12 protein-coding genes and 1 tRNA gene are annotated in these 12,782 nt (G+C 55.9%); 9 read left to right on the top strand and 4 right to left on the bottom strand.

Translation table 11 applies throughout. The features are described from left to right. The first annotated feature begins 11 nt into the window (after nt 1–11). From NA645_RS01590 to NA645_RS01580, 3 genes are all read left to right on the top strand, one after another. On the top strand, nt 12–1,439 hold the full coding sequence (locus tag NA645_RS01590; RefSeq protein ID WP_256047192.1) for a hypothetical protein: 1,428 nt from the start codon (nt 12–14) through the stop codon (nt 1,437–1,439). Continuing rightward, nucleotides 1,402–2,166 carry a glycosyltransferase gene (locus tag NA645_RS01585; RefSeq protein WP_256047191.1) on the top strand — a complete coding sequence of 255 codons (765 nt, stop codon included), beginning with the start codon at nt 1,402–1,404 and terminating at the stop codon, nt 2,164–2,166. Before NA645_RS01590 ends, NA645_RS01585 begins: the two co-directional genes overlap by 38 nt. A 62-nt stretch (nt 2,167–2,228) precedes the next feature. Next, nucleotides 2,229–3,209: a phosphoribosyltransferase family protein gene (locus tag NA645_RS01580; protein WP_256047190.1), complete on the top strand. Its 981-nt coding sequence runs from the start codon at nt 2,229–2,231 to the stop codon at nt 3,207–3,209. Between the two features lie 52 nt (nt 3,210–3,261). Here the strand turns inward: NA645_RS01580 and NA645_RS01575 are convergent, their stop codons facing one another. After that, a complete protein-coding gene (locus NA645_RS01575; RefSeq protein WP_256047189.1) occupies nt 3,262–4,305 on the bottom strand; it encodes a glycoside hydrolase family 5 protein in 1,044 nt (347 codons plus the stop codon). 216 nt (nt 4,306–4,521) lie between these two features. On the opposite strand from NA645_RS01575, the gene NA645_RS01570 reads away from it, so the two are divergent. After that, nucleotides 4,522–5,283, top strand: coding sequence for a WecB/TagA/CpsF family glycosyltransferase (locus tag NA645_RS01570; RefSeq protein WP_256047188.1), 762 nt, complete (start codon nt 4,522–4,524; stop codon nt 5,281–5,283). An 82-nt stretch (nt 5,284–5,365) separates the two neighbouring features. On the opposite strand, the gene NA645_RS01565 is transcribed toward NA645_RS01570, so the two are convergent. The 3 genes from NA645_RS01565 to NA645_RS01555 form a co-directional block, all read right to left on the bottom strand. Continuing rightward, a complete protein-coding gene (locus NA645_RS01565) occupies nt 5,366–6,742 on the bottom strand; it encodes a lipopolysaccharide biosynthesis protein (RefSeq protein WP_256047187.1) in 1,377 nt (458 codons plus the stop codon). A gap of 158 nt (nt 6,743–6,900) precedes the next feature. Beyond that, nucleotides 6,901–7,467: a DUF488 family protein gene (locus NA645_RS01560; RefSeq protein WP_256047186.1), complete on the bottom strand. Its 567-nt coding sequence runs from the start codon at nt 7,465–7,467 to the stop codon at nt 6,901–6,903. After that, on the bottom strand, nt 7,464–7,679 hold the full coding sequence (locus NA645_RS01555; protein ID WP_131650545.1) for a DUF2945 domain-containing protein: 216 nt from the start codon (nt 7,677–7,679) through the stop codon (nt 7,464–7,466). Before NA645_RS01555 ends, NA645_RS01560 begins: the two co-directional genes overlap by 4 nt. 517 nt (nt 7,680–8,196) lie before the next feature. Between NA645_RS01555 and NA645_RS01550 the strand changes: the two genes are divergently transcribed. From NA645_RS01550 to NA645_RS01530, 5 genes are all read left to right on the top strand, one after another. Further along, nucleotides 8,197–10,002 (top strand): glycoside hydrolase family 5 protein, encoded by a 1,806-nt coding sequence (locus tag NA645_RS01550; RefSeq protein ID WP_256047185.1) that lies wholly within the window; start codon nt 8,197–8,199, stop codon nt 10,000–10,002. Nucleotides 10,003–10,446: 444 nt separating this feature from the next. Next, nucleotides 10,447–11,298, top strand: a complete 852-nt coding sequence (locus NA645_RS01545; protein ID WP_256047184.1) for a hypothetical protein — start codon at nt 10,447–10,449, stop codon at nt 11,296–11,298. Continuing rightward, nucleotides 11,295–11,735 (top strand): phage holin family protein, encoded by a 441-nt coding sequence (locus tag NA645_RS01540; protein WP_256047183.1) that lies wholly within the window; start codon nt 11,295–11,297, stop codon nt 11,733–11,735. The genes NA645_RS01545 and NA645_RS01540 overlap by 4 nt, the downstream gene beginning before the upstream one ends. Beyond that, nucleotides 11,732–12,544, top strand: a complete 813-nt coding sequence (locus tag NA645_RS01535) for a DUF3618 domain-containing protein (protein WP_256047182.1) — start codon at nt 11,732–11,734, stop codon at nt 12,542–12,544. The genes NA645_RS01540 and NA645_RS01535 overlap by 4 nt, the downstream gene beginning before the upstream one ends. A 95-nt stretch (nt 12,545–12,639) precedes the next feature. Continuing rightward, nucleotides 12,640–12,715, top strand: a tRNA-Thr gene (locus tag NA645_RS01530). Nucleotides 12,716–12,782 lie beyond the last annotated feature (67 nt).

Raw genomic sequence — 12,782 nt, 5'->3', positions numbered from 1 at the left:
GCCTTTTGGCCATGGCAGCGGACTTTTTTGCCGCTGTCGTTGTCCATCCATGGCACCTGATTCCTCGCCGTGGTGAACCGTCCTCCAAGGTCGTCAAGCCAAGCCGGTTCGGTTCTGTGTTCGCCACGTCACATCTGGAAAATTGGGGAAAGCGCTTGTTAAGGAAAGTTCTGGCGTACAAGAATCTACTGTTCATGCTTCTGTTGCTGAACTCCACCTGCTTCTTCCTGACGGATGATAAGCGGGCCGGAATTCCATACTTTCAGGAGCTGTTCCTGCTGCTAGTCGTGGCAGCGACCGCCTGCCTGTTCGTCGCATGGAAGTGGGTCTATCAGTCCAAAACCAGCCTGTGGATCATTTTCATGGGCGTCATGCTGCCGTTGATATCGGCAGTGCTTGCAAACCTGAATTTCGGCCAGCCGCTGATGTACGGATTGCTGGAAGAGCGCCGTTTCCTGCAGTACCTGGTGTTCTTCCCGACGCTGTTCCTGCTGATCATGGCGTCTCCGACCCAAGAAGAGCTTGGGAAGTACTTCCTCTATGTAGCGCTGTTCTGCGCGACCTTGGGCTTTGCCTATTACCTGGGGATCATTCCCCAGAACAAAGGCGTTTCCTTCACGGTCGACGACTGGACGCAATATGAGGATCTGTTGAGGCCGAATCGCTTCCGTATCGGTTCGCCCTTCGTCACCATCTCCGCATTCATGTTGATGTACAGCATGCGGGACCGCGTGACGGTCGGCAGGTTGCTGATTTTGCTCTATTTCGTAGCCTATCTGTGGCTGGTTCTGCAGACGCGGCAGACCATGGTGGTTTGGGCCTTGGCGGGTATGTGGATCTTCCGCAAGCGCATTGACTCGTTGATGAAGATGAGCGTGCTTGGTGTGGCGATTCTCGTTGTTTCTTATCTGCTGGCACCGGAGTTCTATCACGCGCAGTACGCTCGATTCGATGCGTTGCTTTTCGACGCCACTTCTGGGCCGGGCGTACGGGAAAGAACCGTATCGATCATTCTGGACGCCATTAGTGCCAACAACTACTTCGGTATGGGCGCGTTGTCTCTGCAATGGGACGGTGGATTCTCGCGAATCTACAATTCGCACTTCTATCTTGCCGACGTCGGAATATTCGGTGTGTATTACCGATTCGGATTCTTGGCGCCTATCGCCGCTCTGGTGTTCTATGGCGGCTTCATCTGGATCATGCGGCAGTGCTCGGATAAAGGCGCTCTCCTGGCTGCGCTGCAACTGTCATTCGTCGTCAGTATGCTTAACTTCGCGCTTTCCAACGCGTTGACGTTTTCTGGCGATATTTACGGCATGGCTGCAGCGTTCTTCCTTTATTACGCCAAGCTGCAAACAGAAAATTCGACTCTTACGGCAAATCTCGAACAGGTGAATTATGGTCAGTTTCAGTATCGTAACTATAAACTGGAATAATTTTGACGGCCTGAAGGAGACTTATCAAAGCCTGGCCGCTCAGACTTATCGGAACTTTCGCTGGATAGTCATTGATGGCGCATCCAAGGATGGCAGTGGTGAGTGGCTGAAAAGTCTGGATGACAGTCAGGCTGAAGTCACTATCGAGCCGGACAAGGGTATTTACGACGCGATGAACAAAGGGCGGGTTCGTGCAGTCGAGACGCCCGGCTATACCTTGTTTCTGAATAGCGGAGACTCGCTTGCCGACTCGAAAGTCCTTGAGCGAATAAGTGAAGAGCTATCTAAGGCGGTCATTCAGCCGAAGTTCATCTACGGTGATTTCTATCGCAAAGAAGCTAACGGTGATTTGAAACTCACCGGTGCTCGTCCTATCGAACGTGCTCCGCTGGGCTTGCCCGCGAGCCATCAGACCATGTATTTCGAAAACGAGCGGCTGCGCACGTTCGAGTTCAGGCTCGATTACAAGTTGTCGGCAGACTACTGTCTATTGCTTGAATTCCTGAAAGGGTTGGATCTTCAAAGCGAAGTAATGCAGTTGTCATTCCCATTGTGCATCTTTGACACTTCCGGTGTTTCGCACAAACGACGCTTCGAGGCGATTCGAGAGGATATGGATATCAGAACGCGTTTTCTGAACTTTTCCAAGCCCAACGCCCTGGCCCTCTATGTACTGCATTATGTGCACACCCATACAAAGCAATTACGTGCGTCGTTAGGACGTTGAAACATCGACAGGTTTGCCATCTGGAAATGGACCGTTAAAAGAACAGGACACAGGAGTGCTCGATGAATTACCGAAGCCTGAATGATCTATCACGGCTCAGCAACGAATGTGCCAGCAAGATTCCAAATGATATCGACCTGGTGGTTGGTATCCCGCGAAGCGGGATGCTGGTCGCCAGCATCATCGCGCTGAAGCAGAACCTGCCGCTGACGGATCTCTATTCGTTCCTGCGCAATGATGACTTGAAGAAAGGCAACACTCGTACTTACAAGCATGCCGAACTGGTTAAACCCAGGGATGCGAAAAACATACTGCTCGTCGACGATAGTATTTCCTCGGCTAAATCGATGCGGGCCGCCGAGGAGCAGATACGGGCTATCTACAATGGCAACGTCGTGACGATGGCGGTGTTTGCCGAGCGGCATAACCGCCACCATGTGGATATGTATCTCGAGCTCGTCGAGCAGCCCCGCGTATTCGAATGGAACATCATGCACCACCCGTTTCTGACCCAGGCCTGTCTGGATATCGACGGTGTGCTTTGTGTCGACCCGACGATCGAGGAAAACGATGACGGGCCGAACTATCGGGATTTCCTCAGTTGCACACGGCCCCTGTTCATTCCTTCGGTCAAGGTCGCGCATCTGGTGACCAGCCGCCTGGAAAAGTATCGCGCCGAAACGGAAGAATGGTTACAGCGCAATGGTGTGCAGTACGGAGCCCTGCACATGCTCGACCTTCCCACCGCTGAAGAGCGTCGTCGGCTGAATATTCATCACAAGTTCAAGGCTGAGGTGTATGCCAAACAACCGCTGACCCGGTTGTTTGTCGAGAGCGAGGTCAAGCAAGCTGTCGAGATCATGAAACTCAGCGGCAAGCCGGTGTACTGCATCGAAACCAACGAGATGTATGTGCCGGGTCAGGTCTACAACCTCAAGGCCAATACGCTGCGTAAAAGCTATAGCCTGAAGGCGAAACTGATCGGCAAGGCCAAATCGATACTCGGCAGAGGAGTGCCGGTAGCACCTTCTTCGAAGAGCTGAAAAGCTGTGTATCGGCCACGCCCTTGGGCGGCCGATACAAGTGAAGTGTCGTTCAGTTTGGTCCGATGCGATTGCAATCACCCTGACCGACATATTTGCTGAGTATGTCCCACTGTGGGCGGTCCTGGCCGTCCTTCGGCTCAATGGACAGTTTGTATTTGCCCCACGCCGAACCTGCCGCCCAATACGTCATCGGAATGCAGTGTTCCTGCAAATAAGCCAGCAGGTTATCCATCGCTTCCAGCAAGCGCGGTTCATCTGCCGGAATACCAAACTCACCGATATGGCCTTGCCTGTCATGCTTGATCAGCCAATCGATGAAAGGTTTGACCCGTTTGACGCCGAGCATGGTGTCGAAGTCGTCTTCCAGCGGTTCCTTGTATTGTCCGCTGCTGTGTTTGTCCAGATACAAGTGGGCGGAAAATATCAACTTGTCGGAGGGGTCTTTCAGTTGCAGCAGCGGATCATTGAACTTGGGCCAAAGAAAACTGCTCGACCAGAAGTTGCCTTCGATGAACAAGGGGCGCTTCTCGTCATGTTTTCTGATGGCGTCGATACCGGCCTGGGCTGCTGCCGGCCAATATTCGTCGGCGCCGTGTGGCTCGTTCATGATGTCGTAGGCATAAAGCCCTTCCTGATCTTTCCAGCGCTTGGCGATGCGTTCCAACAAGTCTTCATATGCCGATATCGGTACGGCTTCGGTTCCTATGATCTGTTTCTGATAGCGGGCATAGTTATGGATATCGAGGATCACCCGTATGTCATGTTCAGCGGCTTGTTGAAAGGTTTGCTCGATCAACTGTGCGTAATCTTCGTCGAGCTCTGCATACAATTCTCGTTGCAGGCGCTCCCACATGATTGGGAAGCGAATGGTCTTAATTCCCTTCTCCTGCCACTGGGCGAAGTAGCCGGGGGCGGGGAAGAAATAATTTGTTTTATATTTTCCAGGAATGACATTCCCGGAGAATGCGGCTCCGCCAATGTTAAGCCCGATCAAATCGATATTTTCTGCCTCGCTTGCGGCACTCCCGAGCACAAGTGCGAGTCCGAGGAGTATTCCTTTTGACCGTTTCGAAGCGCTGCGTGTCCTTATCATCTGATTACCTCTTCTTGCTCTTTGAGAAGGTGCCGCAGGGGCGGCTGCTTCGTTTGTCCGGCGTGGGCGGGCAATGTTCAGTTTTTTCTAAGCGAATCTTCCTCACCGCGGTGTGCGATCCATGATTTGTCACGGCGGGTATCCAACGAGTTTTCAATCGAATTACAGACAGAGAAGCTATTTATGAAAAATCCCCTCACCAAAAGGACGGATCCTTTGATAGGGAAGCTGAAACTACTGGATGAAGTGGAGACCGGGCATTTCATTTCCGAGCTGAGGAAGCGTGAGTCGCCAACGATTCTTGGTTTTCTCAATCAGCACGGCTACAACATTGCGCAACGTCATCCTTCGGTTCGGGATAGCTTTCTCCAGGTCAATTACCTGCTGCGCGATGGCATCGGCATCAAGATCGCCTGCATGCTCAACGGTTTGGAACCGAAGGCCAATCTCAATGGTTCTGACTTCATTCCAGAGTTGATCGACGATCTGGTAGGTGACTCCGAGGATCGTTACGAGCTGTTTGCGATGGGCACGCGAGAGCCGTGGTTGAGCGATGGCGCCCGCAAGCTGTTTGGGAACCGCATATTTCATGCGATAGATGGATTCAAGCGTTCCGAGGATTACCTGGCGTTCTATCGACAGCACCATGTACCGGGTCGCTATCCGATCATTGTTCTGGCGATGGGCATGCCGAAGCAGGAGCATGTGGCTCTGCATCTTCAGAAGGCGATGGACACTCCTGCATTGCTGATCTGTGGCGGTGCGATTCTTGATTTCACGGCGCAGCGCTTCCCGCGTGCGCCGATGTTTTTTCGTCGATTCGGATTGGAGTGGGCGTTCCGCATGCTCATGGAGCCGCGCCGCCTGTTCAAGCGTTACGCCGTGGGTATCCCGCTATTTTTCTATTACCTGTCGCGTAATGCCTTCGCTGGATCTCGGCGCGTCGGCGGCTTCAACGCACTCAAGCGCGAACCCTGAACTCAGAAGAAAGGACGGACGCGTTATCGGCGCGTCCAGCAGCCCGTTGAAACTGCCTGCAGTTGCCCTTTTCAATGACTCGCTAGCGGGGAATGACCCGTAGCGTCATCAGCAAGCTGAACAGGTAGTGGCCCGAAAGCGTTATTGCATAAAGCAGCAGCACCGAGGTGATTGGTAAGTCCAGTAAGTGCGCGCTGACGAAACAGGCGACCGTCAGGATTGCGCGCTGCACGTTCAGCATCAGGAGCAGGCGCTGGCCTTCGAATATCGATAGCAGATGAGACGCTGGCGCGTGTATGAACTGGAACAGAAGATAAATCGCCAGGATCGATGCCAGCTCACCCGCCAGCTCCCACTGAGCTCCGAACGCAAGGGCGAACAGCGCCGGACCGAAGACCAGCAGCAATAGCGTGGGAGCGACCGCGAGTGCAAGCAGCCTTTTGATGACCGAATAGGTGACCGTGCGAATTTCGGCCGGGCGTTTGCGCCCCATCGAGGCGATCTCGGCGTAATAAGCCTTACTCGTGGAATGTCCCAGCAGGTTCATGGGCAGCGCCAGCGTCATCATTGCCAAACCCAGTTGCCCGGTGGTTCGGGCGTCATAGACGGATGCGGTCAGCAGCAAGGGAGCCTGGCTTGAGAAGATTTGCAGCAACTGCGATGGCAGGCGGTAGGCGGGAAAGCTCCTGTAGCGCTGCAACATGTACCAGCCTCGCCTCAGCGTAACGTGGCGCCAGTAGCGTTTCACGTCCGCGCGAAACGTCCGTACCAGTGTCATCGTTCCCGCGCCGGCGCCCAAGACCTGGCCCGCAAGAAGCCCGAGCGGCTTCAGACCCACCACTCCTAACGCAATCTTGGCAATCGATCCGATGACGCTCTGCTGCAGCTGAGTCCGGGCTATGGTCGGATAGGCGCGTCGGCGAACCGCCCAGATCAGCAGCACTTCATATATACCTGCACTGAACAGGGCGAAGACCAAAATCCAACGGTACGGTATCAGCGCCTCCACCGAGGCCACGGTCAGCAGAGCGGGGCCGACCAGCGCGAGCATCACGCTCAAGGCCATGGTCATCAGGACAATGAGGAGGGCGGATAGCGCCATCAGGATCATGGCGGTGCTGTCTCGGCGAGGCAGCGGGACGGCAAGCTCGTAACGCAGCGTCATCAAGGGCGTCAGGATCAGCAGCAGGGCGGTAAAAACCGAAAGAATGCCGAAGTGCTCGGGGGTGTAGATCCGAGTAAGGATCGGGATGGCTGCCAAGCCCGCAATTCTCGCCAGCCCATTGCCGACGGCGAGGGTCGCCATGCCTTTGAATATCTTCGCCGAAGACCCGCCGGCAAACCGCTGGCTGGCTGCAGCGAGTTTTTCTGACAGGCTTAGAGTTGGCAAGGCAGTTCTCCCTGAGCGTGCCGTTTGAGCAAGCGGGCTCCGTCGCGGTCTTGTGAGGATGTTGCGCAATGGCGGCGGGCTCTATTACAGGGAGCCTGAATAAGCGGTTGCGAGCGATCCAGCTATATGAAGCTATGAAGACAGAAAAGTTTCTCGAGGCTCCAGCTCTACCGAACCTGTTTTATTGTCGTGGGGCATTGCCACTCATGTAGCTATGCCAGCTGCGCTCAGGTTTTGCTTGGTCCGGTTGCCTTGAGCGGCTCTCCAACACCCTCGTCATAGGTCAGCTCACCGTCTTCCAGTCTTGCTGGCGAGGTGTAAGGATGAAGCGTCAGCCGCTGTTCGTCCTGGATATGCCATACCTCGATGCCGCGCAGCTTCAGCACGTCCGACACCATGGAGCGATGGCATCGCCACCAGAGAACCTCCGCGCACATCATGGCGGTTGGCTGGCGGGCGGCCAGGCGCAGGAGCCGTTGCAATCCGCTGGCGAACTCCTCGCTATTCAGATGCTCGGCGTAGCCGCGGAACGAGGTGTTGCGCCACGCACTCGTGCTCGGCCCTGGAGAGGCTCGGCGGCGGCCGCCGAGCTCCTCTATCCACTCATAGCCGATGCCGTGCTGGGCGAGCGAGGCTTCCAGATTCGCCGACATGAACTGAGGCAGGCGTCTCGACCCGGGGAAGCGGCGAACATCGGCGATCGCCTCGATACGGTAGTGGCGTAGCAGCGCGATGAGCGCCTCGGGCGTGTGCGTGGAATGGCCAATCGTCCAGATCTGTTGGGGCAGGGTCATCCGATTTTACTCAGCGCGCTTCCCTTGTGCATTGCGACGTGGTCGGTCTTGTCGCTTTTGATCTCGTATTGGGGTTCGTCGGGACTGGCTCTGCGCGTGTGTCCTTTGTAGTCGGTATCGCGCGTATGCACCTTGGTGATATGGCCAGTGACATGACCGGCTTCTGAATTCCAGCGGACGTGATCACCGACTTTGAACGTGTGCTGCGTCATGGTGGCTCCGATTGCTGTCGTGGGGGTTCGTTTCGGGAATTACCGGGGCGGAAATCCCCCTTCCTCTCCTATCAGCCGACCGGAAATTGGAGGGTCTTGCTGTGACCGTTCGTCGGCTCGCCCTATAGCCGAAAGCGAATCTGCCGAGGGCGAAATTCAAAAAAATGACGCCGGCCTGATGAGTAAATAAACGATTTAAAGCGGCTGGGGTGCTATTAAGCGCAATATCAAAGAGCCACATTCTAATAGCGCATTAATGGCTGGCCAAAAAGATGGCGGAGATTTGGCGATCTAATGCCGTCAAAAAAATTTTGAGTTCTTTTTAAAACCTATTATAAAGCCGCCACGCAACGGATTGCCGGGTTCACCCACTAGGTAATCCGGCGTCCTTTGCCAAGCGGTTCGTCCGGTTGCGCGTAGTGAGATATCTGCCAGTAAGCGCCTGTACGACTTAATTAACTCCCGCACTTTTTTAAAGGCTCCGGCCTTTCGAAGTATTAAGTTTCGGAGAGACTGAATGTCTATCAATGTTTTTACTGGTGCCCCTAAGGCACTTGTCCGCTCCATCGCTCTCGCTGCAGTATTTGGCACTTTCGCCATGAGCGGTCACGCAGCTGCTGATATTTCGATAACTGCATCGTCGGCGACTGCCTTCACCTCCTCGATCAACAAGTTCAACAGCACCGATTTCCTCAATGGTGTCTGGCGCAAGTCCGCAGGCCTTTCGGTCCCGGCATCGTCCGCTGCGATCGCCGCATTCAAGCCGGGCGTACAGATCAAGTTCGCTGACGGCCAGGTGCGCAAGATCACCCGCGTCTACGTGGTTGGTAAGAACATCAGCATCTACGTCGACGGCGGCCTGCTCGATGGCGCTAAAGTTGGTGCGCCGCGCACTGTCAGCACCGTAGTCAGCTCGAATACTGCGAAGCCAGCGCCAGCGCCAGCGCCGACTGCGCCCGCACCGACTCCGGCTCCGACTGCACCTAGCAGCAGCTACACGGCCAGCATGAATAGCTTTACCAACTCAGATTGGGAAAATGGCATCTACCGCAAGTCGGCTGGCTTCTCGATCCCTGATAACGCCGCTAACAAGTCTGCGTTCGTTGTCGGTGCCTCGGTGAAACTGGCCGATGGTCAAGTGCGTCAGGTCGCTGCGGTCTACGACGTTGGCGCTCACCTGTCGGTAATGCTGAAGGGCTCTGCACTGTCGGCTAGCGCTGTGGGCTATCCGAAGACCATCAGCGTGGTGTCCGGCACTGGCGCGACCACGCCTTCGACTTCGACGCCGGCTCCAACGCCTGCGCCGACTCCAGCACCGACTCCGGCGCCTACGACTCCGATCGTTTCCGACGGCAAGGGCATCGATCTGGTTGGCGTGAACTTCGGTTCGGGCGTGTTCGATCCATCGAACGTTCCAGGCATCTACAACAAGGGTTACACCTTCGCCGACGAGTCGTATTACAAGCGTCATAGCGCGCTCGGCTTCAAGCTCGTGCGCCTTGGCTTCCTCTGGGAGCGCGTGCAGCCCAAGCTGGGCACCGAGCTGGACGCAGCGGAAATGGGGCGGATCATGAAGTCCTTGGACCACGCGCATAAGTACGGCATCAAGGTCATCCTTGATATGCACAACTACTACCGTTACTACGGCAAGGTGATCAACTCACCGGAAGTACCGCGCGCTCAGTTCGCCGAAACCTGGCGCAAGATCGCCCTGCAGGTGTCCAAGCACCCAGCACTGTATGGCTACGGTCTGATGAACGAGCCGTACAACACTGGCAACAACATGTGGCCGCAAACTGCTCAGGCAGCTGGCCAGGCAATCCGCAAGATCGACCCGACCAACTGGATCATGGTCGCAGGTGACCGTTACTCCAGCGCCTTCCACTGGCAGAAGTACAACACCCAGCTGATCAACGATCCTTGGATGCGTGATCCGAAGAACAACCTGGTCTATGAGGCGCACCAGTACCTGGACTACGACTACTCGGGCACCTACCGCAATCGTAACGAGACCTTCGCTCCGATGCTGGGTGTCGAGCGGGTCAAGCCTTGGGTCGAGTGGCTGAAGAAGAACAAGCTGCGTGGTTACCTTGGTGAGCATGGCATTCCGGACTTCTCTCCCTCTGCCGTGGTCGCTACCGACAACCTGTTGGCTTACCTGGCCGAGAACTGCATCCCGAGCACCTACTGGGCAGCCGGTCCTCGCTGGGGTGAGAACATCATGGCGCTGGACGTAACCAGTGGTAAGCACCGCCCTCAGTTGGCACCGCTGCAGAAGCATGCCGCTGCCAAGAAGACTTGTTCTACCATCGGTCCGCTGTAAACCGCGACCAAAAAAGAAAACGGGCCTACGGGCCCGTTTTTTTATGCGTTGAAAAAGGCGGCTACAAACAAGAGTGCTGCTCGTCGGATGCGGTTTCGCTCGGTGGGAAGGGTGAGGCGCGACTTCGATTTATCGGAGCTGTTTTAACTATCGAACAACCGTTTCGCTTGTTAGCTACGCCGTTACGCTTAAACCCATTAGTTTGGCGGCATTGCAAAGAATTGCGGGCAAGTTGCCATTAACCCGGTTTGGAAAAGTTAAGCAAAAAAGAAGTTTACGCAACTAACTTTCCCAGTCGGGGGCTTGCCGAAATAAGGGAACTCGAAAATACAGCCCCGGTCACCATATATGTGCGCACCGAAATTACACAGTTCGCGGTTCTGCAATTGCTGTGTTTCTACGGACCGTGGTCTTCCGGCCAAGCCATATAAAAGGTGAATCAAAATGACGACACCCGACGAAGAAATCACTGGTTACGGTGGCCAGCCCAAGACCGGCCCCAATTCCGCTTCCAGCACTTCAACCTCTACCTCCAGCCAGTCCACCACTGGCTCGACGATGGGGCATGCGGCTGAGGACGCGAAAGCCAAGGCTCGGCACGCTGCCGACGAGGTGAAAACTCAAGGCAAGAGCCAGCTCGAAGGCTATCGCGAAACCGCTGCCGATGAGCTAGAAGCTGTCGCTCAAAGCGCAAAGGCCGCTGCTCAGGAACTGGAAGGGCAGGATCGTCTGGGCTTGTCCACTTATGTTTCCACCATGGCTCAAAGCATGGTCAAACTCTCGGATGACCTACGCGGCAAGAGCGTTGATCAGCTTTTTCAGGACGTGAACCGACTGGCACGGGACAACCCCGGTTTGTTCATTGCAGGCAGCGTCGCGCTCGGTTTCGGGCTGACTCGCTTCGCCCGTGCCTCCAGCAAGCGAACTTCCCATGACGACTATGGCCATCAGGATAGCTCTAGTTCGTTTTCGTCCTCGGGCAGCCGGGGTGACCGTTTCCCCGATCAGAATGAGCTGAACGAACGTCTGAACACCGGTGAGTCTGGAACGATTGGCAGCATTAGTAATGCCGGGGTTTCCTCAGCTACCAGTTCGCGTCCCACTACGTCTACGAGCGGAACGGGCGCCGGTGTGGGTAGTGGCGCCACTGGCGCAGGCGTCGGGTCCGGTCTAGGTACCAGCAGCACCGGGACCAGCACGGGAACCGGTAGCGGCCTGGGTTCGACATCGGGCGCTGGTCTGGGCTCCACAACCAACCGCGACGGCAAAGGTACTGACGGAGGGCTTTTCCCATGAGCGAAGCACGTAAGACAACCACGACCACGGTGACACCGGAGCCAGGCATGCGCAGCGAGAACGACACCTCCGTAGGAGGGCTGCTGCGACAGCTGACTCACGAAGTTCCATCGCTGGTAACCAAAGAACTGGCGCTGGCGAAAGCCGAACTGAGCGAGTCCATCCGTGCCACCAAGGCCGGTGCTGCTAGCGTCGCCACCGGTGGTGCAGTGCTGCTTGGCGGCTTCATCGTCCTGCTGATGTCGGCGGTTTATGGCTTGAGCACGGTTATGGAGCAATGGCTCGCTGCGCTGATCGTCGGCGGTGTCGTCGTCGTGATCGGTCTGGTGATGGTGTCTGCCGGCAAGAAGAAATTCGAGGCTTCCTCATTCAAGCCTGAGCGCACCATTCACTCGGTCAACAAGGATAAAGAAGCCGTCAAGGGGCACACATCATGAGCACACGTAATCAGATAGATGCCGAAGCACAGAAGGATCCCGCCGAGCTGGAGCGGGAAATTGACCAGACGCGAGCCGAGATAGGCAATATTGTTCACGCGCTGGAAAGCAAGCTGTCTCCGGGCGAGCTCATCGATACCGCTTTGGGTTACGTGAAAGGCGGTGGCGGAGAGTTCTTTTCAAACCTGAGCAATACGGTCAAGGCCAACCCGGTGCCAACGGTACTGACATCCATAGGGTTGCTCTGGATGATGGCAGGGCAGAATCGTCAGCCACATTCGAACGTCACTACCAGCAGCTATGGCGGTACATCAACCGGCCCCTCGATGGGTGAAAAGCTTTCGGCCAAGACCGCTGGGATCAAGCAACAGAGCGCCAGTCTCAAGGACAAGGCCAGCCAAATGAGCCACAACGTTTCCGAGTCGCTCGGCAATGCCCGTACGCGAGCCAGCGACTCTGGGCGCCACGCTTCCGAAAGGCTGCGCGGCGGCGCTGACCGGGCGCGTGGCGGCTTCAATCAACTTCTCCAAGAGCAGCCTCTGGCACTTGGCGCAATCGGTATCGCGTTGGGTGCGCTGCTGGCCGCTTCGGTGCCGCCGACGCGTCGCGAGGACGAGATGCTGGGTGAGGCCAGTGACCGTATGACCGACAATCTTCGCCACAAGGCTGAAGAGGGGTATCAGAAAATATCGGCCAAAGGTGAAGAGGTCGCGGCTCAGGTCAAGCAGCAAAGCGCCGAACATGGCGAAGCTACTCGGTCGAATTCGAGCTCGGCAAGCACAACCGGCTCGAACTCAGCTGGATTGTGACGTCACGCAGCGTCGTTTCGCGTCTGCTCAAGTAGCAGTTTCGCCGGTAAGGTCTTGAGGCTGCACCGGCGAAATATGACAATGCGCCGCTTATTGCCGGTGTAGCTCAGTAGGTAGAGCAGCGCATTCGTAATGCGAAGGTCGGGGGTTCGACTCCTCTCACCGGCACCAATGAAAAAGACAAAGGGTTAGCCTCGGCTAACCCTTTTTCATTTCTGCCGAGAATACTTCTCGCTCG

The sequence above is a fragment of the Stutzerimonas stutzeri genome (assembly GCF_024448955.1).
Lineage (GTDB): Bacteria > Pseudomonadota > Gammaproteobacteria > Pseudomonadales > Pseudomonadaceae > Stutzerimonas > Stutzerimonas stutzeri_AQ.
This window is presented reverse-complemented; position numbering and strand designations above follow the sequence as displayed.